The organism is Psychrobacillus sp. FSL K6-1464 (assembly GCF_038003145.1).
Taxonomy (GTDB): Bacteria; Bacillota; Bacilli; order Bacillales_A; family Planococcaceae; genus Psychrobacillus; species Psychrobacillus psychrotolerans.
The window spans coordinates 3,439,324-3,461,391 of record NZ_JBBOOP010000001.1 but is presented as its reverse complement, the minus strand read 5'-3'; the positions used below and the strand labels follow the sequence as shown (position 1 = coordinate 3,461,391).

The following is a 22,068-nucleotide window of genomic DNA, read 5'->3' as shown; positions in this document are numbered from 1 at the left end:
GCAAGTCAACCTGTTTGTTGTTGTACTTTTTTTGTTTTATGAAGAGTATGTGCAGTTCCCCATTCATGCATAGCCATCAAAATGGGTTCTAAGCTTCTTCCATACTCACTCATGGAATATTCCACTTTCGGTGGGACTTGAGCGTAGACATTACGTGTAATAATATCTTCCTCTTCTAACTCTCGAAGCTGTTTTGTTAGCATTTTTTGAGTAATGCCAGGTACACTACGTTTTAAATCGCTGAATCTTTTTGTACCTTCTTGTAATAGGATTAATAAAATAATCGGTTTCCATTTTCCCACTAGAATACCTAAAGCGTCGTCTACTTTGCAAAGCTCTGGTTGCATTTCTATCCTCATAATGCGATCTCCTCTCATTAGTATCATTTAGTATACTATACCACTTTTTTGTGCGTACTTATGTATTTTGACTTTCAATATTATACTACTCGTAGAGATAATAGTTATTAACACCGTAAATTAGAAGGGTGAGGTAAATGGAAAAATATCGTATTGATCTAAGCAAAGGATTGGAATTTGGGTTATATACATTAGGGGATCATATGCCAAATCCGCATACAGGAGAACGTATCTCTGCAGCGCAGCGCATACATGAAATTATAGAGTTGGCAAAGTTAGCAGAGCAGGCGGGAATTGACTTTTTCAGTGTTGGAGAGAGTCACCAGGAATATTTTGCAACACAGGCTCACACAGTTGTTTTGGCAGCAATTGCACAAGCAACTAATAAGATTAAGATTGCGAGTTCATCCTCAATCATCAGTACGTCAGATCCAGTTCGAGTCTATGAAGACTTTGCCACAATAGATTTGCTATCCAAAGGACGTGCAGAAATTGTAGCTGGACGCGCATCTAGAATAGGTCTATTCGAATTGTTAGGGTTTGATGTTCGATATTATGAGGAATTATACGAAGAAAAGTTTGAGTTATTATTGAAGATAAACCAAGAGAATGTCATCAATTGGAGTGGACAATTCCGAGCGCCATTGAAAGATGCAAGTGTTATCCCACGCCCGCAAGACGGTTCACTACCCATTTGGCGTGCAGTCGGTGGACATCCTGCAAGTGCGATTAAGGCAGGGCATGCTGGTGTCCCAATGTTTTTAGCTACTTTAGGAGGACCAGCGTCTTCTTTTAAACGCTCTATTGATGCATATCGCGATGCAGCTAAAAGTAGTGGCTATAATCCTGCTGAACTTCCAGTAGCAACTGCTGGTTTCTTCTATGCAGCAGAAACGACACAACAAGCACAAAACGAATACTATCCTTATATCAATGAAGGGATGAAATTATCGAATGGCAGTGGTTATCCAAGAGACGCATTTGCGTTAGGAGCAGACCCGCATAATGTCATGAATATCGGAAGTCCACAGCAAATCATTGAAAAAATTCTATACCAGCATGAAGTATTTGGTCATCAAAGATATATCGGACAAATGGATTTTGGCGGCGTACCTTTCGAGAAACTTATGAAGAATATTGAACTTATAGGCACTGAGATTCTGCCTGCTATTAAAAAATATACAGCTAAGTAGTATTAAATCAATAGTAATAATATATACACCTTGGGGCGATTAGAAATTCGTTACAAGGTGTTTTTTGTAATAGTGCTTCCTCTAGAAAGCTGTCTTAAAAAGATATCATAACGTTTTCACTAATCGATAGGATTGGCTCATTTACGGCGTATTTTATTTGATTTCGTCGGCTAACGCCTGAAGCTTTTCTCTATCTAATATTTTGTAACTCATTTTTATTTTTTCTATCATACCTGCTTCTGATAATTGAGCAAATGTATGCAGTAAATGTCGGTAGGATACGCCGAAGTAATCGCTGATTTCCGTATGCTTTTCCCTGTATATATCTTCGTGTGAGGATAAAAGTATAAACTCTGCTAGCTTATTTTCTAGCGGATACGCTTGATGCTTTGTATACTTGGTAGAATGAGCAGTTGATTTATTACTTAAAAATATACATAAATATTTCAGGAAATGAGCATCCGCTAGTAGTTTTTCTTTGCATTTTTCAATTGCGATTCCTAAACAAATGCATTTTGAGCTAGTTTGTATACTTTTAGAATACTTTTCTTCGTTTAATAGTTCGATTTCTCCCATGAATATTGGTGGGGTTAAAAAGTTGATCAATGAAACTTTGCCATTTTTGTGGGACACGTAGAGTTTTGCCTTACCTTCTACCATATAAAAGAGATACTCAGGTGCTGATCCTTCTTGAATGATAAAATCGCCCTTTTCAAATTGAAAAACCTGTACAAAGGGAGAAATGTCAAAAGAAAAAAGTGATTGAATTGTATATTTTTCTATGTAATATTCCTTTTCTAACCCCTTTAGTAAATTCATGGTATGTCATCCACCCTTCAAATATATGAGATATCTCCTATTATTATAATTTGACTCATGCTAACATTCAATCTAGCGAATGGAGGTTTTGTAAAATGATAAACAATCAGCGTTGGCTTTCGCAGAGCTTTTTTGTCTTCTTTTTTACATGGGGAATCTTTTTACCATACTGGACCGGTTGGTTAGTTGAAGGGAAGAATTTAACTGTAGCTAATGCAAGTATGATTATGGCATTTGGTTTAGTTGCACGTGCAGCAGCAACCATGTTTTTATTTCCTTTTATGTCTAAATTTATGAGTAGCAAAAAAATAATTATTACCTTTACTATACTGGCTTTATTTGCAACTGTTCTCTATATACCGGCAACTTCTAGCATGTCTTTGCTACTGATCACATTATTATTTAGTTTAGTGTATCCGACGTTAATGCCAGCCATTGAAAGTGGGGCTTCTTCACTTGTACGACAAGGAAAGGTGCACTACGGAAAAAGTCGGTCGTATGGATCCATTGGGTTTGTAGTTGCAGTTCTTATTATAAGTATGTTAACAGGGGTTTGGGGAGAGCAAGCGATTCTTTGGAGTATGATTATAGGATTATTATTTTTATTGATCAAGCAGTTCATGCCGACTCCGCCAGTCTTACTTGTAACTCCCTCTCCACAAGATAGGAAAGGAAAGCTATCGATGAAGGAGCTTTGGAAAGTGAAAACCTTTCCGATTGTACTCGTCGTTGTTTTTTTACTTCAAGGTGCACATGCTGCCTATTACAATTATGGATATATTTATTTGCAGGGTTTAAATGTAAATCCTTTCTATATCGGTATGATTATTAATATTGCGGTTATTTTTGAAGTTTTGTATTTCATGAAGGCGGATACCTTTTTGTCTAAGTGGAGACCTTCCTCCTTATTGTTGTTAGCAGGGATTGGTTCTACCATCCGCTGGGGTATGATTTACTTATTCCCTAGCGTTGGAATGTTTATCATTTCTCAAGCGCTGCATGCACTGTCTTTCGGAATGGCGCATATTGCTTTTATTCGCTACTTGAATTTATCTTTACCAAAACAACAAATTGCCAATGCGCAAGGTATTTATTCCGGATTAGCACTTAGCCTAAGCACAGCTATTTTAACATTTGTTGGTGGCTATCTATATGAAATTGAACCAGGTTTATCTTTTTTAGGTATGATTTTATGTACAATTCCAGCAATGATTATTATTCTGGTAACACGTAGAAGATTTAGCTACTAAGCTAAAGGAATTGTGAAAAATTAGTGACGACAAAAAAGTAGTTATATTCGTTTTGAATTCAAAGTAATTGAAAGTAGTATAATAAGTTGTTATGATTACCAAGGTAATAAAACATTGGAGGAAATAATTAATGAATATTTTAGTAGTAAAAGCAAATAACCGTCCTTCTGCAGAAGCTATTTCTAGCAGAATGTATGATACATTTATGGCAAATCTAGAAGGCGCAAACGTAACAACTTATGATGTGTTTGCAGAAGACATGCCTTTTATCGGACAAGATCTTTTTAATGCATTTGGTAAATTATCAGAGGGAATAGAGTTAACAGAACTAGAAGCTCGTTTAATAGCGGCTAAACAAAAAGCAATGGATGCTATAACTGCTGCTGATGTAGTAGTATTCGCATTCCCACTTTGGAACTTAACAATTCCAGCACCATTACAAGTGTTTATTGACTATATTTACCAAGCTGGATTCTCGTTCAAATACGACCAAAATGGTCAAGCAGTGCAATTATTAACGGACAAAAAAGCAGTTATCTTAAATGCTCGCGGTGGTATTTATTCTGCACCAGAAGCAGCACCAATGGAAATGGCTGTTAACTACATGAAAAATGTATTAGGTGGCGTTTTCGGTATGCAAATTGTGGACGAAGTAATTATTGAAGGCCATAATGCTATGCCAGCACAAGCAGAGGTAATTGTTGCAGAAGGCTTAGAAAAAGTAAAAGCAGCTGCTACAAAACTTTCAAAACAATTAGTATAAAATTATCAATAAGCGTTCATGAAGTCTGTTACTAGACTTTATGGACGCTTTTTTTGTTGCGACCGATTCTATATAATTTGTAAAAGTTTATTTCATAAGGATTAAGGGCACCTTTTAAGTATAAGAGAATATAAAGGAGTGGTTAGTCTATGAGGAAAACAGTTGCAGAAGTGATATTGGATCAGCTATTTTACTACGGCGTTAAGCGTATTTATGGAGTCACAGGAGATACAATTATTGGATTATTAGATGCATTAGCTAAACAGGATCAGATTGAATTTATAACAGTGAAACATGAATCGGTTGCAGCATTTATGGCTTCTGCAGAAGCGAAGCTTACTGGAAACCTTGCTGTTTGTACATCTACAATGGGACCAGGTGCAACAAATCTGCTAAATGGATTGGGAGATGCATATGCAGATAGAGCCCCAGTACTAGCTATTACAGGTCAAGCACCATTAAATAAAATTGGTACCAATTTTCAACAATATGTAGACCAACAAGAGCTGTTTAAACCATTTGCTACCTACTCGGCAAATTTAGCTAGTGAAGATGCAATTGTTGAGTTACTACAGAAAGCTACTCAAATTTCATTGCAACAACGAGCGGTTACCCATCTTTCTATTCCAAAGGATTTATTTGAGAAAGAAACCGAGGTAGAGGCACGACCACTTCCTCAAGTAATTGAAGGAGCAGAGACATTCCAAAGGGATGATTTGGAAAAAGTAGCGAGCCTGATGAAAACAGCAAAGAAACCGATGATATTAGCTGGAGCAGGTGCCTGGAAAGCCACTGAAGCGATTGAAGGTTTAGCTAAATTATGGGGAGCAGGCATTATTACAAGCTTCGGTGGAAAAGGACTTTTTGAGGAGACAACTCCATATCTTCTCCAAGGGATTGGAGAAGGAGGAAACCCTCATGCCCCGAAAGTTTTTAAAGACGCTGATGTTGTACTTCTTGCTGGTGTTTCCTGGTGGCCAGAAGGTTATGTTCCGGAAAAGGCGAGAATAATTCAAATTGATACACATATAGAAAGTGCTACAAGTGGTATTCCAGTGGAACTAGCTATTAAAGGTAAAACAGAGCAAGTTGTTCCACTTCTTCATGAGACCATCGCAGGACATGAGCCGAATACCGACTGGCTTAATCGTATTGAGCAGATTAAAACTAAATGGGCTAATGAGAACGAACAAGAAGGGAAAGCCACGGATTACCCGCTACACCCTTCACGTATAGTACGAGGCATAGAGAAATCAGTTGCAAAAAACGCAATCCTAACAATTGATACTGGAGATGTAACAGTATGGATGAATCGTAATTTTAGGCAAAGTAATCAGAACATATTTTTTTCAGGTTATTGGCGTTCCATGGGCTTTGGATTGCCTGCAGCAATCGCAGCGAAAATGGAGAAACCAGAGGAACAAGTTGTTGCTATTGTAGGTGATGGTGGCCTCGAGATGGTGCTAGCAGACCTTTTGACCGCTACTCGGTATAATTTAGATATTACCGTTATTGTATTCAATAATGGTTCGTTACAAATGGAAAGTGACAAAATTCAAGCGGCAGGTTTAAAAGAAATAGGAACTAAGCTAACTAATCCAGACTTTCTTAAGATAGCCGAAGTGTGTGGGTGGAAAGCCTTTCGAGTCCATGATGAGAACAAGCTAGAATCTGTCATTCAGAGTGCAATCTCCTATGCGGGGCCAAGTTTAGTGGATATTCCGACTGCTCAAGCTTTCTTTCCGGAAACAGAATAAGAAAAGCGATATCTCCATTGGAATACGAATGGGGATATCGCTTTTTTATTTTGTCTAGTTCTAGCGCCTAGCCCCTCGAGTCACTTCAGGATTTTAGTAAAGGCAAGGTATGCCTTTACTAAAATCCTTTATTGGGGCTTACATAGGCGCTACACATTTCGAATTAAAACATCGGGAACACATAGGAGATTAAGAACCAAAGAACACCAAAGAATATGATTAAATATGCTGCATATTTGATAAAGGTAGCTCCAACCATTCCTGAGTCAGTTCTTTCCTCGCGATGAACCTCTACACGTTTTTCTTCTTCCATATTAGCTCACTCCTACTGTTATAGTCTTAAAGATTGAGTACCCATCGGAAGAATGTGGTAAACATCTAGACATTAAAGAATAAGTATGTGGTTGAATGCAGTGAAGCAATACTTTAGAATGGAGACTAATAAGTGAATGGGGGAATATAATATGGCAGCTTTACCAAATTGCCCAAAATGTAATTCTGAATATACATACGAAGACGGAAATATGTTTGTTTGTCCGGAATGTGCTCACGAATGGTCTCAACAGGTGGTAAGTGAGAATAATGAGGAACAACAAGTTGTAAAAGACTCGAATGGAAATGTTTTAAATGACGGGGATGCGGTAACGGTTATTAAAGACTTAAAGGTGAAAGGTAGTTCTTCTACGTTAAAACAAGGTACTAAGGTAAAAAGTATCCGAATAGTAGATGGAGATCATAATATTGACTGTAAAATTGATGGGTTCGGTGCGATGAAGCTAAAATCCGAATTTGTGAAGAAGATATAAATATAGAAATGTAGGTATAAATGTATGATGAAAAACACACTTGGACAATTAAGAATTGCAGGTATATTAGACGGGATATCCTTGGTAGTCCTTTTGTTTATTGCGATGCCCTTAAAGTATTGGATGGATATACCAATGGCAGTTACGATAGTTGGATCTGTACATGGTTTTATCTTTGTTTCGTATGTACTTGTTATTTTATATGTACAAATTCGATTAAAGTGGAATATTATCTGGTCTTTGCTAGCTTTGGCAGTTGCATTTATTCCTTTTGGTAACTTTATTTATGACTGGCAGCTTAAAAAAATGGAAACTCGTTTTCAAAACTAATATAGGCACCTCCCCAATGCTCGAATTGGGAAGGTGCCTATTTTGCATTTAGTCTAACGCCCGCCGTTTCATAATAAGATAGAAATTATTTTTCTCCCAACTGTTTTAACAGTTCTATTATTTTTTCATTTTGTTCAATTGTTTTTTTAAGATTAACTTCAATTGCCAGGCAAGTAATAACTATTATAATGCCGCCAATTATTATTATAAACTCCAATTCACATGTCCCTTTCTAATTCTGCTAAATACTCCCCAGCCACCAGCATTCTGGAGCCATACCAAAACATCTCACCATCCACTAATATTATTTCTGTATGGGGAAGAAATGATTGGAACTCATTTAAATGTTTCTGTTGAAATGGAAATGGTTCTGAAGCTAGGAAAAGTTTATCAAGTTGAGCATTAGCTAACTGCTCTTTTGTGACAACAGGATATCTAGAGCCTTCGTTAGTAAAAGGATTTTGATAGCCCATTTGATGTAGCACGTCATTTATATAAGTGTTGCCACCAACGACCATATAAGGTTTCCGCCAAATAACATATGCGGCTTTACCGTTGCCTTTACCTACTACGGATTGAAACGATTTTTGGCAGGAAGTTAAAAGGAAGTTTGCAGTCTCTGTAGTCTTTGTAGCTTCACCAAGTGTAGTGATGAGCCTATATGCATCTAGTATAGATTTTACCTCTAGCACGAAAACTGGTGCTATTTTTTCAAGTTCCAATACCATTTCTTTCGTGTTTTCCTCTTTTTCAGCAAATATAAGGTCGGGCTGAAGCGCTTTAACTTTTTCAAAATCAACTTCTTTTGTTCCTCCTACAATCGGGACTTGGTCAACTGTCCCTTTAGGAAAGATACAATATTTAGTGCGACCAATTACTTCTTTTTCTAAGCCTAAAGAGAAAAGTGTTTCTGTAATGGCGGGGCATATAGAAATAATGCGTTTAGGTGAATGAGGAAGAATCACATTTCTACCAAGGTGATCTATAACTTCATGCATCTTAATGGTCCTCCTTTAATTATTCAGCTAAGTAATAAGTTCGTGGTAAGAGAAGAGTTCTCCTTTACGTTTTAATAAATTAAAAGAAAAAAACCAAGGAGCTCCATTGAACGTCCTTGGTTTTGATACTCATATAGTTATTTTTTCTTTCTATACTCATTAAGCTTCTTTTTACCCTCTGTTTTTCTTTCTTCTAATGCTTTTGTATTAATCATTGTTTTTCCCAAAGTAAGTAGTGTGATAAACATGACCCCTGTACCTACAACCAAGTATAGCATGGTGAATATTTTACCTAAATTGGTTACAGGTGTTAAGTTTGTATTTACACCAGTTGGGATTAGACTTACAACACAGAAGTATATGGCATCTACGACACCCCAACCTTCTTTATTTGTATAGAAGAGTGTGCCAGAAAGAATGATCAGAAATAACGTGGTAAAGAGAGATAAGAACATCGGAGTTTTAAAAGCTTTCACTAAAGCTTCAATAAATCTTTTAACTGTTAAAATAAAGGACAACATACTGATTCCACCTACATATAAGATTGTTATTTAAGTAGTATATCAATAAATGTCCCACTCTACTTAGAAAAAGTTTGTAGATTCTTTACTATATTGCTCTGTCTGACACAATTTAGATTAATTGTTGGCTGCTGAGTTATCCCATTCTTCTCGTAAAATGCCCATTCGAATGGAATCATAGTAATATCCATCATAGTACCGCACTTTTCGAATGCGAGCCTCCATTGTCATGCCTAGTTTTTCGCCGACTCGAATCATTCGCTCGTTACCTGACCAAGTGGTATAACCAACTCGAACAAGTGGTAGTGTAGTGAATAGATGATTCATCCAAAGTCTGAAAGCACGCGTTCCTAATCCTTTTCCCCAACTGCCGGCTTCGTGAAGTCCGATACCCATCTCCAACCATTTTGAAGGTTCATGCTCCCAGTAGTAAGAAACAATTCCTCTTAATATCCCATCTACTTCTATCCCCCAAAAGTCGTCTCTATTTATATATGAATCAGCTTTCTCCATGAATTTGTCATACGGTACCGATTTATATTCATAATAGGGCGCATCCCATTTTTTCCACTCTGGCTTTTCGTCCTTGCACATTAGTTCCCAAAGTCTCGTTAAATCTTCACGCTTAATAGGTCTAATAACTAGTTCATTGTCTTGGTACAAAATTATTCCTCTTTTCATCCAGTAATAGTGTATAGGTTTGTTGGGTTGGAAAGAGAAAGTGTAATACTTTACTTCTCAATCACCTGTAGAATGTTTTTCATCTTAATCACTCCTCAATAGTTAGTTAAATTAAGTATATATAATAATTCTGAAAATTTATATATTTAACAGGAATAAAAGTAGAAATAGCGAATTTAATGTAGAGGGGTGATTAAATGGTAGGAAAGAAAATTTATTTAATCAGACATTGTGAGGCAACGGGGCAAGAACCATCTGCGGAGTTAACGAATGAAGGGAAAGGAAAAGCCATACGGTTAGTTCCTTTGTTAGAGAAATTACAGATCGATTATATTATTTCAAGTCCCTACAAAAGAGCACTCCAAACTATTGAACCGTTTTCCGAAAGCAATAAAATTCCTGTCCTTATAGATGAAAATTTACAAGAACGCAGGTTGAGTGCAGAACCTATGGAGGACTGGTTAGAACAACTAGAGAGAACGTTTATAGAAAGAGATTTAATATTTTTAGGCGGGGAGTCTAGTAATCATGCACTGTCCCGTATACGAACGGTATTAGAGGAGGTGTTTGAACACAAACAAAAGTATTGCGTAGGAATTGTTACTCACGGAAATATTTTGTCGCTACTCATTAATCACTATGATCCAACTTTTGGGTTTGCTCAGTGGCAACAGATGAAAAACCCAGATATTTTTTTGTTGGAGCAAGTTAATGGCGTTATATACATAAATAAAATAGAACAATAAAAAAATCCTGTGTAAAAATAACAGGATTTAAACTTTTATTAAGACTCTTTAGAACTCGATGGGATTCGGTTGCTGCTCATTTGTCGTTCCTGTTCTTGCTCGGCAATGATGTCGTTGTCCTCAGCATTATCTCGAGTAACTTTTTGTGTAAGAATGGCTCCAACTGCAACCAAAATCATTACTGCGATATAATATCCTTTTTCATTAAGCTGCAGATTGTCTGCGTTATAAAGCCCGATGCAGAACATAACAACACCTGCAAATAACGTAAAGTAAGCAAGTACTGTAAATGCCATCGTATTACGCCTGCGATACCGTTTTTGATTCATGTCATACTCCCCTTTAGTTTCGTTCTAATAGTTATTGTATGAATTATATTCTATCAGAGATGAATGATAATATGAAATATTTAGAAGTATAAGACAATTATAGAAAAGTAGGTAGCTATGTTTTTTCATCCCCAAAAATGTTTTGTGATCTTATATTACTTATCTCACGTTTACTCGTTTCATGTAGTAAGCAAAATCCACTGATCACCGATGAGTTGATGTAACCATCCAGTGTGTGGAGTCAGATGATTCACTGTTTGATAATGGCAAATATTAATGGAGGGGTATTATATCCATGCAGATCTTCCGAATTTTTGTGACAAGTAAGCGAGAGCGCTATGATTCATAAATATGACGTGACTATTAGAATTATGAGAGAAAGCGACTTTCCTTACATGGCAAAATGGCTAAATGATGATTTGGTCATAGAGTATTATGGTCCGAGGCTGACTTTAGAACAAGTAATTGCAAAGTACGGTCCGAGAATTAATAAGGAGCATGACGTGATGCCTTGCATTGTGGAATATAAAGAAGAATCGATAGGCTATATTCAATATTATAAAGTTCCTAAAGAGCAGTTAAAAATATACGGCTATCCATTGAAAGAACCTATCTATGGAATTGATCAATTTATCGGAAGATCTGATTTATGGGGTAAAGGGATAGGGACTCGGATGATTAGTGCTTTGTTAGAGTATTTATATTCCACACTAGGCATCAATACAGTGGTACTGGATGTCAAAAGCACTAACTTACATGCCATAAAGTGTTATCAAAAATGCGGGTTTCGAGTTGTGAAAGAATTAGAAGATAGGTGTCTTTTAATGGAATGGGAGCTTCATTCGTCCAGGAATTGAAAAAATAAAAAGAGGTGTGGTTATGAAACAAGCATTATTAATCATCGACGCGCAACAGGAGTTAATAGAAGGAAATGACCAAGAGGTTAGTGTATTTCAAAAAGAAAAGCTAATTGAAAATATCAATTTAGCAATAAAGAAAGCAACTGAATCAGACGCTTTGATCATTTTTGTAAGAGATACAGATGTGGCAGAAGGAGAAGGTGAAGGGTTTCAAGTACACAGAGATATTAATCTACCAGCAGACTCGAAGACATTCGATAAAGCTGCAACGAACTCATTTTATGGAACTGGATTAAAGGAATATCTTGATGAACACGAGATTAAACACGTAGTAATTATGGGATGTCAGACTGAGCATTGCATCGATACAGCGGTACGTACTGCAACCGTTTCACAATTAGACGTTACATTAGTTGGAGATGGACATTCAACAACTGGGTCATCTGTTCTTTCAGCGGAGCAGATTATTAATCATCACAATAAAATACTGCATGGACATTATAATGTAGATAACTTTTCTATGGTTAGAAATGCTGAAGAAGATTTGTTTCAGCCACAACATGATACGCATAGGTGAACTTGGAGTTGGAAAATTTAATAATCGATACTAATCCTATGTAATATACCAGGGAAATTAACAACTAACATTGTTGATTTCCCTGGTATTTATTTTTTAGAAGAGAATAAGTCTTAGTTTTTTTATACTGAGAGTAAAAATAATTGGTAGCTAGTAATTCTTGAAAACTTATACACATATTTAAAGGAAGGGTTTAAATTAACGATAATTTTTATTGACTAAAACACAACGGGATATACTGTGAAAGAGAGGCTCTTCCTAGGTTAGGGGAGCTATGTATAGATGGTAATACATTTTTAAGTTGTCAGAAATTTCTGTGGATATCCTGTTAATAACAGTTTCATTCTTACAAAAATATCTCTGTTTCGCTTAACATTAGTCACGAATCATTGGAGAAAAGTTTAATTCCTTATGGAAAAGGAAAAGCTAGTCTAAAAAGGGGTTTTAAAATGACCAATTCAATAAGCGCTTCCTCTGATTTTAAACAAAATCCGAACAAAAAAGCATATGCCGAACAGAATATGTGGACAGGTATTTTATTTGGACTTGGGATTGTGGCATTTATAGATGAAGTAGTTTTTCATCAACTTCTTCATTGGCACCATTTTTATGATAAATCTACTACCGATATTGGATTAGTATCGGACGGTCTCTTTCATGCGTTTAGTTTTATAGCTACGATAGGAGCATCGTTTCTACTAGCAGACCTTCATAGGCGACATGCGTTTTGGTTGAAGAGATGGATTGGTGGAATTCTTTTAGGCGCAGGTGTATTTCAACTGTATGACGGTATTATTCAGCATAAATGGATGGGTTTACACCAGATTCGCTATGGCGTAGATATACTACCCTATGATTTGGTATGGAATATTTTGGCTGCCTTAATGATTTTGATCGGAGCTATTTTAATACAACAGACAAATCATAAAAAGGAGGGCTGACTTTAGGTGCATACTCATGAACAGTATTCAGCTGCTACTCTCCAAATTTTTTTAGCAATTCCTTTTATCCTGTTATTTGTTATATATATATTGGCGGTAGTTCTGTCCAATCGAAAGAAAAAAACATGGCCAGGGTACCGTATGGTTGCTTGGAGCTTTGGTATATTATGTGCGCTGCTTTCGCTAGTTGGTCCCATCGCAGATTTATCGCACACAGATTTTTCTGCTCATATGATTGGGCATGTATTACTGGGGATGCTGGCACCACTTTTGATGGCTTTAGGGGCTCCAGTGACGCTACTTCTCCGTACGATTAGTATCCCAACAGCAAGGAAACTAACTAAAATTTTACGCAACAGCCGTCCTCTACATTTTGTTCAGCATCCAGTTGTTGCTTCTATATTAAATATTGGTGGCTTGTGGGTGCTTTACATAACCGATTTATTTCTTATGATGCACGAAAATATGCTCCTATATGTGATTATTCATACACATATTTTCTTAGCTGGGTATGTATTTACAATTTCCATCATTTATGTGGATGTGACACCCTTTAGAAAAAGTTACTTATACCGGACTGTTATTTTTGTATTGGCTTTAGCGGGTCATTCCGTTCTTTCCAAATATATTTATGCGAATCCTCCAACGGGAGTGCCAATTGATCAAGCGGAATTAGGTAGCATGATTATGTACTATGGTGGGGACACTGTGGAGGTAGGGCTACTTATAATCTTGTTTTATCAATGGTACAAAAAAAGTCGACCTACATTCAATAATGGGAAGGAAGGGTTTGCTATAAGTAATAATAAAAAATTTACAGTTGCAGGGACAGACATTGAGGAAGTAAAGAGGTTAAATGCAAATGCGGGGATGAGTTATCGTGAAATAAATGAATGGTTTGCAAAGCAACAGTCTAAGGCCGATCCATTAACTAAAAAAAGGTAAAGCGTTTGGAAGGTGGGTTTAAATAGTGTATATGAAAGCATTATTAATGAAGTTTGTCATGATAACTGCGGTGCTATGGATTGTTTTAAGTCTTTTTTATGACGTTTCTTTTACAGATATACTCATTACTAGTGTGGTTCTAACAGCGGTAGGATATGTAGGAGATGTCTTTATATTACCTAGAATAGGAAATACTTGGGCGGGGATAAGTGACTTTGTCATTGCCTATGCCGTCATTTACTTGTTGGGATCATATTTTTATGAGCAACCAATTGCTCTAGGGACAGCTTCTTTTATATCTGCACTGTTGTTAATGATAGGAGAATTCTTGTTGCATCGATATATGGACACAAATATCTTTGAACCAAAGAAAGCTAATCCTGATGAGAAGGTTGGATACTATAATCGAACGAATCTCCAAACGGAGTTTGCTGAGGAGTTCGATACTGATTCGATAGCACAAGAAAAAAGCACTGATAAAAAGTTAAAAAAGTAAGTATATAATTCACTATTTGGACCAATCTAATACAGTCAGGGAGGTGAGCAGTCATGGGAAACAATAATAACCGAAATAACAATAACAACAATAATAACAACAACAATCGCAATAACAATAACCAAAACAATCCAGCTGAGTTCGGTGAAGATTTCAACTTTGACAATCTAAACGAGCAAAACCAAAACGAACAAAACAGAAACAACAACAATCAAAACCAACGTAACAATAACCGCAACAACAATAACAACAACAACAATCTTTAGTAATAATTAGTTAGCTAATACAGTTATTCCTAAAGTAAACTTTAGGAATGACTGTATTTTGGTTTATAGATGAATGTACGGTGGTAAAGAATAATAATGACAAACAAGGGAGAGAACTTAGATGGATAAAATAGAAATCCAACCCTTGAATATTACTGATGCATATATGACGTATTTTTTTCCGTTTTCTTTTCGAGAAAAAGAGCGGAAAGAGCTAATGGCACAACTTGAAAAGAATCATTACACTTTTTTTACTTTAGATAATGAAGAGCTACAAGATAAGTACTATGGAGAAAATATTAACATTTCAAATGAGGAATTGGATCAATTTTTTCTACCATTTATTGAAGATAAGCTCTTCCCTCCTTCGATTAAAAATAGGGGATTTTTGCGTTACTCCAAAGTAATTAAAGATTCATTTGTATACGAAGTACATGACCATACATTAAATTTTATCATTAATAGTATGGATATTGTCTTATGTCCATTCGGTATCGGTATAATTACGATCCGGGTAGCAATGGATCAAGAGCAGGAAACATTGACGAATTTATTGGATTGCATCGATCATTTTTGTGTGCTTGAACCTAAGGTTCCCAAGGATAAAGGTGCTAAAATCCACCATGATGGTAAAGTGTTCAATAATACAAATGAACTTGTTTTTGACTATATTTGTTTACCGTTAAAGCCGTATATCATCCATAATGACAAATTAGCGGGTTATTACGGGAGTCTTCCTTATTTTGAGGATGAGCGAATGCATACTTCTGTTTTCTTGATAGCGGATGATAAAAATGAAATAACAAAAGATCAGCTGTTCCGCTTGGCGCATTTAGATGGTAAGGATATAGACGGAAATGCATTTATCTCTAGTTCCAACCCAGAATATGTGAACCGCTATGTTGATGCGCGTATTCATGATCGTTGGGCACCGCATACATATACAATTTCTTCTGAACATACTCAGGTCACTATCTCTAACAAGAAAAAAGAACAGTTAAAACAAAGTGTTTCTCAATTTATGAGTGTGCATTATTATAATTTAATGTTGCATTACTATTATAAAATTATATTGTTAAAAGTTTCTTATGAACATAGTGAAGTCAGTTGGGCAAAGGATAAAAGATATGTAGAGGAGTTAATAGAACTCATATCAAAATTCTATTCACGCTATTATTTTGAAGAGGTTTCGGCTAGAACAGAAGGAAAAGAGCTTACCCAGAAGTTGCGGGAAGTATTTCGTTTACAAGATCTTTTTGATGAGGTAAGACAAACTGTAGATGATCTATATAAGGCTCAAAACAATCAAGCAAGCAAACGACGTAACTCATTGCTGTTTATGTTAACTATATTCACAGTAGTTTCGGGTATCTATGGGATGAATCTTGTTATTGAGGATTGGAAGGGAAAAACAGATTGGTCAAAGGTTCCGGGATATTCCTTTTTTGAGTGGATATCACTTATTACAGCATTAGCAGGAATTGGTCTAGCGATCGCTATAATAGGTTACACTACTTGTAAAGGTATTTATGATAGATACAGAAAGTGGAAAAGAGATAAGTCCTAAAACTTCTTATTGTAAAATGAGAAGTTTTTTGTATTTCTTATTTTAATTTTATCCAGTATATTAAGATTAGTTTATAAGCAAAGAAAATTAATAGAACGGGGTAAGTTAGTGAATCAAGCAAATGCATCCAAATCAATTGTATTACCATTAATAATTTCCATTATAGCAATTTCGTTTGCTGCTATTTTCGTCAAGTGGTCTCATGCGCCCGCAACTATATTAAGTATGTATCGCATGATTTTAGCGACCCTGCTATTACTGCCAGTTGTATGGATTAAAAGGGCAGAGTTTAAAAAACTAACAAACAGAGAATGGCTATTACTGTTTGTCGCAGGTATGTTCTTAGCTCTACATTTTGCTCTATGGTTTGGATCCTTAAAACTAACGACAGTCGCCAGCTCAACAATTATTCTGGCATTGCAGCCGATTATCGCGTTGGTTGGTGGTGTCATTTTGTTTAAAGAGAGAACTACGAAATCCGCACTTATGACCATGGGGATTGCTGTAATAGGAGCAGTGATGGTCGGATGGGGCGATTTTGGTCTAAGTAGAAATGCCATTCTTGGCGATATACTTTCTTTTCTAAGTGTGATTGCGGTTGTTGGATATTTATTGATCGGGCAAAAAGCAGTGAAAGTAGTTTCCCATTGGATTTATAGTTTCACTGTCTTTGGCTTTGCCGCTATTGCACTCATTGTCTATAACCTACTCGCAGGTGTTGCTATGGGAGGGTATGATTCAAGAGAGTGGGGAATTTTTGTGTTGTTAGCGGTAGTACCGACTATTTCTCATTTGATAAACAATTGGTTGATGAATTATGTAACAGCTACTACGATATCTATGAGTATTTTAGGAGAGCCGGTAGGAGCAACTATCCTTGCTGCTATTTTCCTAGGAGAACGATTAGTAGGCTGGCAAATTGTTGGTGGTATTCTAGTGCTAGTCGGTGTGTTTTTGTTTATCCTACAGCAGATGAAAAGGTATCCTAAAAGTGAAATACAAAAAAACTAGACAATTTAGGCGAGTCTAGTTTTTTGTTATTTACTATTTTAAAGGCAATTTGAAATGTACTTTTACTTACTTTAGAAAGCCTCCTTCTACTAATAGTTCTTTAATTTCTTGTTTTGTCATTAAATTTTGTTTTGTATCTACTAGAATAGAAGGTATAGAAGAAGTTTTGCTGGTAGAGTTCACAGGGGTAATTTTTATCAGATCCTTGTTAAATACGGTGGCCATTGGTATTTCGTTTTCTGCTACTAATACTTCATGAGTCTTTTCTCCGACTCGAGCACCGGTTTCAATGATATGAACATTTTTTTTGTTGTAATACTCGATGAGAACTTCTGCCAAGTCGAGTATATTACAAGCATTCATATGCATGACAAAAATTTCTCCTCCATTTCCCAACTCTGTAGCTTGAAGTAGCGTTTTAATCGCTTGTTTTGGTGTGACAAAATAACGTGTCATCTTTTTATCGGTTATCCGGATCTTGTTTTCTTCTTCTAGTTGTCTGATGAAAATTGGTAGTACGCTGCCGCTGCTTCCAAGCACATTCCCTCCTCGAATGCATAAGAACCTAGTGTGCGAACCTAATTCGTTTGCACCAAGAATCAGCTTTTCCCCAAGTGCTTTTGTCATTCCGTACGTATTAGCTGGATCTGCAGCTTTATCAGTAGAAATATAAATTACTTTTTTGACTTGGTTCTTAATGGAAGCTTCAATTACATTCTGTGTTCCGACTATATTTGTTTTAATAGCTTCTAAAGGATTTTCCTCACATACGGGGACGTGTTTTAGTGCGGCTAAGTGAAAGACATAATCTACACCAGCACATACGGAAGATAGAGCGTTTTCGTCTCGTATATCCCCTATACTAAACTGTAATCTTGTATCTTCAAAGTTCTGGCGCATCATGACTTGTCTATTTTCGTTTCTTGAAAAAATAATAACTTTCCTAGGGTCAAGAAGAAGAAGTTGTGTGACTAGTTCAATTCCCCATGAGCCTGTCCCCCCGGTTATCAGTATTGTTGCATTGGTAAACACCATTTTTCCTCCCTAATAATTGTTTGATTTTAGAGACGTTTTGTACATTAAGCTACGTACGCAAACGAATCCCGCTTAACACCTCTTCCCATAAGTCGTGATTTCCTTCCCATTTATCTTTATTAGGAAACTCAATCGAACAAACTTTTTCTAAAGGCCAACTTTTTTCTACAATTCCTTGTACATATGTGTGATTGATAAGTAGGATACTGAAGTCGTGTTTTACTATTCTGGAAAGCACGTCTTGTAAAACAGCTGCATCCTCGAGTGTACCTTCTGTTCGAACGAATAATATTCTTTTAGCATTTTCCATTTCTGAAAGAAAGCGTTGAATTCTTCGTTCATACTTCTCCATTACTTCTGCATAGCCGCCTAAATAAGTTAGTGTATTTTTTTCTCCATCAAAATCATGATTGGAAACAAAATTATAGCCATCATCTGAAACGCATATAAAATCATCGGCGTAACCGATTACACGTAGATTATCATATTCAAGGAAGCCTATAAAACGATTTTCTAATAGTTCATTTACCATAGATAGCTCAGGACTAGCCATCCAATCTAGTACGCCTGAGTATGGTCTCAAGTTGTGTTTTTTCAATTGTATAGATGCTAAGCAAAGGTCTCCAAGGCTAAATATGGCATCATATTCTCCTTTAAGTTGACTTAAATTCAATTATTTCACCTCCTTCATTCTCTAGCGTCAAGGCGTACATGCACCTTATTAATAGTTAATGCTAGAGAATGAAATAGAGCAGGGGCGAGTTTCCTATAAGTAGAAAATAATTTAAGGATAGATAATAAAGATTGCCTAGAGATTCCCCGAGATTATCTCACTAAGAAAATTAGTATTGTGTCTGTAATTGTCTTATCAATATCCGACTTTTATCAGTGATAGTCTATACTATTCTCGATTACAAGATTGCTGCGGGAAAAAATAGAAAGTACAAATAAAAAAAGACAGGTTTCCCTGTCTATTCTGATACTATCTCTGGATGAAAGTTGACCGTCTCCATAATAATGGGAGTACCTTTAGGAATTTCCGAATCATCGGGGAGAGAGAGAAGTAAAGAGCCTATTCCGTCTTCTCCAGCCGTATAAGAGAAATTTTCATCCATTTGTAGTACCCCATTTATATATACATTAAAGTAACTGTTGTTTAGATTTAGAACTGGCAACGATTGAGCTATTTCCCCCTGATCATTTAGAAAATCGGATGCATTAATCTTATGAGTGGTAACCTCTGTGATAGTTTCTGGTACCTCATGAAAATAGCGTGCGACAGTAGGTGAAGTTGAAATCGTTTGTTTTGGCGTGATAGCTAATTTAACAATTTTTAAAGCCAAACGTGTTCCTCCTTTTCATTTCTCTTTCAACATATGACTAAAAGTCAGAGAGAGATATGGGCATTTGAGTATTTTTTCGGAAAATGAGAAGAAGGGCCTAATGTATACACATTTTTATTATTTCATGGATACACTAACTTTATTTATATGTTAGGAGGGAAGAAATGATAAACCAACCGTACGTCCCGCAGAAAGCGACTGCATACTTTTCGGAGCCTTTAATCATTCCTTTAAAGGTAAGTAAGTCAGAGTCCAAAGTAGTGAGCCATAGAACGGTTGTGACAACTGAACTTTTTGTATTATCGGATGGTGTGAAGAAAGTATATACAGAACAAGATGCTATTGCTGATTGTGGGCTTCAACAAATGATGAATCCAGCAAATGCGTCTTATATGAACCTTTTTATAAACGGGATTTTACAGCCAAAAATAAATTACCTAGTATCGGAAGGAAGACTTTTGTTATTGACGGAAGATGTACCTGAAAAGGGATGTCCAATTGTTCTTCAAATGATTCAAATTTAAAAGCCCACACCAATTGACGTCAACGGCAATAAGTATAGAACATGCGGTTAAAACGGGGAGATGTATAATTTGAAAATCTTGCTAGCCACATATTGGCCTATTCCCCATTTAGGTGGAGTTTGGAACTATATGGTTCATTTGAAAAAGAAGTTGGAACAGCTTGGACATGAAGTAAATGTACTTGGATATGATGAGGATAATTTGAATATCCATATGATAGGTTCCGATCAAAAGATTACTAGAGACAAGTTGTTGCCATTACTCCAAGCGAAGATAAATAAAGAAAATTATCCAGAAATTTATGAAAATAAATTAGTTGAATATACAGAGTTTCAACGATATATTTTCGAACTGGGAACAGCTTACTTTGGGTTAGATGATTATGATTTGATACACACACAAGATGTTATTTCTACAGCTTGTATCGATCGAATTCGACCTAAACATGTTCCGCTCGTTGCAACTTTACATGGTTCTGTCGCACATGAAATCCATCACCAACTAAACACCATTCACAAAACACCCAATTCTTATATCGCTAGAGCGTATTACGATGACTTAGAAAAATTAGGAGCAAATACTGCGGAAATAACTGTTGTAGCGAACAATTGGTTGAAGAATATATTAATAGATGAATTTAAGGTAGCAGAGGAACAAATAAAAGTACTCCATTATGGTTTTGATACTGAAAGCTTCATTAAGCAAATGAAAGTGAAGTCACTTATTACGCCACCCAAAAACAAAAAGGTGCTTATCTATACAGGAAGACTAATTGATCTAAAAGGAATTCAGTATTTGATAGACACTTTAGGGAAACTAAAAAAGGAACGACAAGATTGGGTTTGTTGGATAGTGGGGTCAGGGGATAGTGAATCTAAACTACGAGTTAAATGTAAGGTGCTTGGTTTAGATGATTATGTTCAATTTCTAGGGAAACGTGATGATATTCCAGCTTTATTAGGAAAGGCTGATATTTATATATTGCCAACATTGTTAGAAAATCAGCCATTGTCGTTAATCGAAGCGCAGATTGCTGGGAAAGCAACAATAGTCAGCGACGTTGGAGGTTTGCCTGAAATGGTCCAGCATAATGTAACGGGTATATTAACACCTCCTGGTGATTCTAATATGTTGTTTGAAAACATAAATTTACTTTTAGATAATGAGCAGTTGCGAAAGAAACTAGGAACAAATGCGAAAAAATGGGGTATGACACATTGGTCGATTGATCAAGGGGTAAAAAGTTTACTGGAAGTCTACAATGATGCCATTTCCATGAGGAAGAATGGTGAAGAAGATGTCCCGCATAATCCACTACATTAACCTTTTTTTTCTGGCCATATATTACAAGTGTCAGACTTGGTGGAGAGGGTTGTGGAACCATAAGAAATCGGTGACAGATTCGTCCATAAAAGAAGAAACCATTGTTTCATCAGAAAATTACAATTCTAGGTTTTCTAGTAATGGATTTAACTCAGAAGTAGCTATAGTTAAAGAGGTATGGGATCAGATAGATAGTTCGATTCCAAATGAAACGCAATTTCCAAATCCTTCAACAATCAATTTGCTGAAACCGATGAAATCAGATTATTATAATTTGTTGTTTCCATATTCGCCAATAACTCCAAACTTATTTGTAGATCGGAGTGTATGGACAGATATACTGAGTAATTTGCCAGAGGGGTATGAGATTCCACCAACTGTAACCATAAAATTAATGAAACCTATGAGTAGTGAGTATTACGAGGATATCTTCTCTCCATTAGCAGGTAATTCTAAAACATTTGTGGATAATCGTATCTGGGAAGAAATTATGAAAAATCTCCCCAGCTCTTATTTGATTCCTAGTACTAAAACAGATATAGGTATATGGGCAAAACGACATAATACGGCTGCACCGATTATTATGAAACATAATTTCAGCAATTCTTCTTAAAAAAATCTTCAGATG

28 protein-coding genes are annotated in these 22,068 nt (G+C 36.2%); 18 read left to right on the top strand and 10 right to left on the bottom strand.

Annotated elements, in window-relative coordinates:
- Positions 1-5: 5 nt before the first annotated feature.
- Complete coding sequence (locus MKX39_RS17580; RefSeq protein ID WP_093537588.1) at positions 6-353, bottom strand: winged helix-turn-helix transcriptional regulator; 348 nt, start codon at positions 351-353, stop codon at positions 6-8.
- A 143-nt stretch (positions 354-496) separates the two neighbouring features.
- Here MKX39_RS17580 and MKX39_RS17575 point away from each other — a divergent pair, with 143 nt between their 5' ends.
- Complete coding sequence (locus MKX39_RS17575; protein ID WP_340770775.1) at positions 497-1,552, top strand: LLM class flavin-dependent oxidoreductase; 1,056 nt, start codon at positions 497-499, stop codon at positions 1,550-1,552.
- Between the two features lie 153 nt (positions 1,553-1,705).
- Here the strand turns inward: MKX39_RS17575 and yeiL are convergent, their stop codons facing one another.
- On the bottom strand, positions 1,706-2,371 hold the full coding sequence (gene yeiL / locus MKX39_RS17570; protein WP_340770773.1) for a transcriptional regulator YeiL: 666 nt from the start codon (positions 2,369-2,371) through the stop codon (positions 1,706-1,708).
- 98 nt (positions 2,372-2,469) lie between these two features.
- On the opposite strand from yeiL, the gene MKX39_RS17565 reads away from it, so the two are divergent.
- The 3 genes from MKX39_RS17565 to MKX39_RS17555 all read left to right on the top strand — a co-directional run bounded on the left by MKX39_RS17565 (position 2,470) and on the right by MKX39_RS17555 (position 6,141).
- Positions 2,470-3,621: an MFS transporter gene (locus tag MKX39_RS17565; RefSeq protein ID WP_340764590.1), complete on the top strand. Its 1,152-nt coding sequence runs from the start codon at positions 2,470-2,472 to the stop codon at positions 3,619-3,621.
- 130 nt (positions 3,622-3,751) lie between these two features.
- Positions 3,752-4,384, top strand: coding sequence for an FMN-dependent NADH-azoreductase (locus tag MKX39_RS17560; RefSeq protein WP_340770771.1), 633 nt, complete (start codon positions 3,752-3,754; stop codon positions 4,382-4,384).
- A gap of 149 nt (positions 4,385-4,533) precedes the next feature.
- Entirely contained in the window at positions 4,534-6,141 is a 1,608-nt protein-coding gene (locus tag MKX39_RS17555; RefSeq protein WP_340770768.1) for a thiamine pyrophosphate-binding protein, read from the top strand.
- Positions 6,142-6,304: 163 nt separating this feature from the next.
- Here MKX39_RS17555 and MKX39_RS17550 read toward each other — a convergent pair whose 3' ends face one another.
- The gene (locus MKX39_RS17550) at positions 6,305-6,454 is read right to left on the bottom strand and encodes a hypothetical protein (RefSeq protein WP_175454042.1); all 150 of its coding nucleotides are present in this window, start codon (positions 6,452-6,454) and stop codon (positions 6,305-6,307) included.
- A 151-nt stretch (positions 6,455-6,605) separates the two neighbouring features.
- Between MKX39_RS17550 and MKX39_RS17545 the strand changes: the two genes are divergently transcribed.
- Together MKX39_RS17545 and MKX39_RS17540 are read left to right on the top strand one after the other, a co-directional pair.
- Positions 6,606-6,947, top strand: a complete 342-nt coding sequence (locus MKX39_RS17545) for a zinc ribbon domain-containing protein YjdM (protein WP_340763957.1) — start codon at positions 6,606-6,608, stop codon at positions 6,945-6,947.
- A gap of 24 nt (positions 6,948-6,971) precedes the next feature.
- Complete coding sequence (locus tag MKX39_RS17540) at positions 6,972-7,277, top strand: DUF3817 domain-containing protein (RefSeq protein WP_093537386.1); 306 nt, start codon at positions 6,972-6,974, stop codon at positions 7,275-7,277.
- Between the two features lie 218 nt (positions 7,278-7,495).
- Here the strand turns inward: MKX39_RS17540 and MKX39_RS17535 are convergent, their stop codons facing one another.
- The 3 genes from MKX39_RS17535 to MKX39_RS17525 form a co-directional block, all read right to left on the bottom strand.
- The gene (locus MKX39_RS17535; RefSeq protein WP_340770766.1) at positions 7,496-8,275 is read right to left on the bottom strand and encodes an ABC transporter substrate-binding protein; all 780 of its coding nucleotides are present in this window, start codon (positions 8,273-8,275) and stop codon (positions 7,496-7,498) included.
- 137 nt (positions 8,276-8,412) lie between these two features.
- On the bottom strand, positions 8,413-8,796 hold the full coding sequence (locus MKX39_RS17530; protein WP_340763952.1) for a potassium channel family protein: 384 nt from the start codon (positions 8,794-8,796) through the stop codon (positions 8,413-8,415).
- Between the two features lie 117 nt (positions 8,797-8,913).
- The gene (locus MKX39_RS17525; protein ID WP_340770765.1) at positions 8,914-9,459 is read right to left on the bottom strand and encodes a GNAT family N-acetyltransferase; all 546 of its coding nucleotides are present in this window, start codon (positions 9,457-9,459) and stop codon (positions 8,914-8,916) included.
- Positions 9,460-9,674: 215 nt separating this feature from the next.
- On the opposite strand from MKX39_RS17525, the gene MKX39_RS17520 reads away from it, so the two are divergent.
- Positions 9,675-10,223, top strand: coding sequence for a histidine phosphatase family protein (locus tag MKX39_RS17520; RefSeq protein ID WP_340770763.1), 549 nt, complete (start codon positions 9,675-9,677; stop codon positions 10,221-10,223).
- Between the two features lie 38 nt (positions 10,224-10,261).
- Here the strand turns inward: MKX39_RS17520 and MKX39_RS17515 are convergent, their stop codons facing one another.
- Entirely contained in the window at positions 10,262-10,552 is a 291-nt protein-coding gene (locus MKX39_RS17515; protein ID WP_340763945.1) for a YiaA/YiaB family inner membrane protein, read from the bottom strand.
- A gap of 338 nt (positions 10,553-10,890) precedes the next feature.
- Here MKX39_RS17515 and MKX39_RS17510 point away from each other — a divergent pair, with 338 nt between their 5' ends.
- The 8 genes from MKX39_RS17510 to MKX39_RS17475 all read left to right on the top strand — a co-directional run bounded on the left by MKX39_RS17510 (position 10,891) and on the right by MKX39_RS17475 (position 17,215).
- Entirely contained in the window at positions 10,891-11,409 is a 519-nt protein-coding gene (locus tag MKX39_RS17510; RefSeq protein ID WP_340770761.1) for a GNAT family N-acetyltransferase, read from the top strand.
- Between the two features lie 22 nt (positions 11,410-11,431).
- Positions 11,432-11,989, top strand: coding sequence for an isochorismatase family protein (locus tag MKX39_RS17505; protein ID WP_340770759.1), 558 nt, complete (start codon positions 11,432-11,434; stop codon positions 11,987-11,989).
- Between the two features lie 521 nt (positions 11,990-12,510).
- A complete protein-coding gene (locus MKX39_RS17500; RefSeq protein ID WP_340764588.1) occupies positions 12,511-12,930 on the top strand; it encodes a DUF2243 domain-containing protein in 420 nt (139 codons plus the stop codon).
- Between the two features lie 6 nt (positions 12,931-12,936).
- Entirely contained in the window at positions 12,937-13,875 is a 939-nt protein-coding gene (locus tag MKX39_RS17495; RefSeq protein ID WP_340770756.1) for a cytochrome c oxidase assembly protein, read from the top strand.
- A 31-nt stretch (positions 13,876-13,906) separates the two neighbouring features.
- Complete coding sequence (locus MKX39_RS17490) at positions 13,907-14,371, top strand: YndM family protein (protein WP_340763933.1); 465 nt, start codon at positions 13,907-13,909, stop codon at positions 14,369-14,371.
- A 53-nt stretch (positions 14,372-14,424) separates the two neighbouring features.
- Positions 14,425-14,637 (top strand): hypothetical protein, encoded by a 213-nt coding sequence (locus MKX39_RS17485; RefSeq protein WP_340763931.1) that lies wholly within the window; start codon positions 14,425-14,427, stop codon positions 14,635-14,637.
- A gap of 121 nt (positions 14,638-14,758) precedes the next feature.
- Positions 14,759-16,204, top strand: coding sequence for a hypothetical protein (locus MKX39_RS17480; RefSeq protein WP_340770754.1), 1,446 nt, complete (start codon positions 14,759-14,761; stop codon positions 16,202-16,204).
- A gap of 108 nt (positions 16,205-16,312) precedes the next feature.
- Positions 16,313-17,215, top strand: a complete 903-nt coding sequence (locus tag MKX39_RS17475) for a DMT family transporter (RefSeq protein WP_093537402.1) — start codon at positions 16,313-16,315, stop codon at positions 17,213-17,215.
- A gap of 66 nt (positions 17,216-17,281) precedes the next feature.
- On the opposite strand, the gene MKX39_RS17470 is transcribed toward MKX39_RS17475, so the two are convergent.
- The 3 genes from MKX39_RS17470 to MKX39_RS17460 form a co-directional block, all read right to left on the bottom strand.
- On the bottom strand, positions 17,282-18,247 hold the full coding sequence (locus MKX39_RS17470) for a polysaccharide biosynthesis protein (protein WP_340764586.1): 966 nt from the start codon (positions 18,245-18,247) through the stop codon (positions 17,282-17,284).
- Positions 18,248-18,299: 52 nt separating this feature from the next.
- The gene (locus MKX39_RS17465; protein ID WP_340763928.1) at positions 18,300-18,923 is read right to left on the bottom strand and encodes a DUF1796 family putative cysteine peptidase; all 624 of its coding nucleotides are present in this window, start codon (positions 18,921-18,923) and stop codon (positions 18,300-18,302) included.
- A gap of 298 nt (positions 18,924-19,221) precedes the next feature.
- Positions 19,222-19,593: a DUF4183 domain-containing protein gene (locus MKX39_RS17460; protein WP_340763926.1), complete on the bottom strand. Its 372-nt coding sequence runs from the start codon at positions 19,591-19,593 to the stop codon at positions 19,222-19,224.
- A gap of 164 nt (positions 19,594-19,757) precedes the next feature.
- Between MKX39_RS17460 and MKX39_RS17455 the strand changes: the two genes are divergently transcribed.
- From MKX39_RS17455 to MKX39_RS17445, 3 genes are all read left to right on the top strand, one after another.
- Positions 19,758-20,117, top strand: coding sequence for a DUF4183 domain-containing protein (locus tag MKX39_RS17455; RefSeq protein ID WP_340770752.1), 360 nt, complete (start codon positions 19,758-19,760; stop codon positions 20,115-20,117).
- Positions 20,118-20,186: 69 nt separating this feature from the next.
- On the top strand, positions 20,187-21,440 hold the full coding sequence (locus MKX39_RS17450; RefSeq protein WP_434092730.1) for a glycosyltransferase family 4 protein: 1,254 nt from the start codon (positions 20,187-20,189) through the stop codon (positions 21,438-21,440).
- Positions 21,441-21,489: 49 nt separating this feature from the next.
- Positions 21,490-22,053: a hypothetical protein gene (locus MKX39_RS17445; RefSeq protein WP_340770748.1), complete on the top strand. Its 564-nt coding sequence runs from the start codon at positions 21,490-21,492 to the stop codon at positions 22,051-22,053.
- The last annotated feature ends 15 nt before the right edge of the window (positions 22,054-22,068 follow it).

Coding starts and splice junctions, on each gene's coding strand:
- MKX39_RS17575 (WP_340770775.1), top strand. CDS start 497: ATGGAAAAATATCGTATTGATCTAAGCAAAGGATTGGAATTTGGGTTA.
- yeiL (WP_340770773.1), bottom strand. CDS start 2,371: ATGAATTTACTAAAGGGGTTAGAAAAGGAATATTACATAGAAAAATAT.
- MKX39_RS17560 (WP_340770771.1), top strand. CDS start 3,752: ATGAATATTTTAGTAGTAAAAGCAAATAACCGTCCTTCTGCAGAAGCT.
- MKX39_RS17555 (WP_340770768.1), top strand. CDS start 4,534: ATGAGGAAAACAGTTGCAGAAGTGATATTGGATCAGCTATTTTACTAC.
- MKX39_RS17550 (WP_175454042.1), bottom strand. CDS start 6,454: ATGGAAGAAGAAAAACGTGTAGAGGTTCATCGCGAGGAAAGAACTGAC.
- MKX39_RS17545 (WP_340763957.1), top strand. CDS start 6,606: ATGGCAGCTTTACCAAATTGCCCAAAATGTAATTCTGAATATACATAC.
- MKX39_RS17540 (WP_093537386.1), top strand. CDS start 6,972: ATGATGAAAAACACACTTGGACAATTAAGAATTGCAGGTATATTAGAC.
- MKX39_RS17535 (WP_340770766.1), bottom strand. CDS start 8,275: ATGCATGAAGTTATAGATCACCTTGGTAGAAATGTGATTCTTCCTCAT.
- MKX39_RS17530 (WP_340763952.1), bottom strand. CDS start 8,796: ATGTTGTCCTTTATTTTAACAGTTAAAAGATTTATTGAAGCTTTAGTG.
- MKX39_RS17520 (WP_340770763.1), top strand. CDS start 9,675: ATGGTAGGAAAGAAAATTTATTTAATCAGACATTGTGAGGCAACGGGG.
- MKX39_RS17515 (WP_340763945.1), bottom strand. CDS start 10,552: ATGAATCAAAAACGGTATCGCAGGCGTAATACGATGGCATTTACAGTA.
- MKX39_RS17510 (WP_340770761.1), top strand. CDS start 10,891: ATGATTCATAAATATGACGTGACTATTAGAATTATGAGAGAAAGCGAC.
- MKX39_RS17505 (WP_340770759.1), top strand. CDS start 11,432: ATGAAACAAGCATTATTAATCATCGACGCGCAACAGGAGTTAATAGAA.
- MKX39_RS17500 (WP_340764588.1), top strand. CDS start 12,511: ATGTGGACAGGTATTTTATTTGGACTTGGGATTGTGGCATTTATAGAT.
- MKX39_RS17490 (WP_340763933.1), top strand. CDS start 13,907: ATGAAAGCATTATTAATGAAGTTTGTCATGATAACTGCGGTGCTATGG.
- MKX39_RS17485 (WP_340763931.1), top strand. CDS start 14,425: ATGGGAAACAATAATAACCGAAATAACAATAACAACAATAATAACAAC.
- MKX39_RS17480 (WP_340770754.1), top strand. CDS start 14,759: ATGGATAAAATAGAAATCCAACCCTTGAATATTACTGATGCATATATG.
- MKX39_RS17455 (WP_340770752.1), top strand. CDS start 19,758: ATGATAAACCAACCGTACGTCCCGCAGAAAGCGACTGCATACTTTTCG.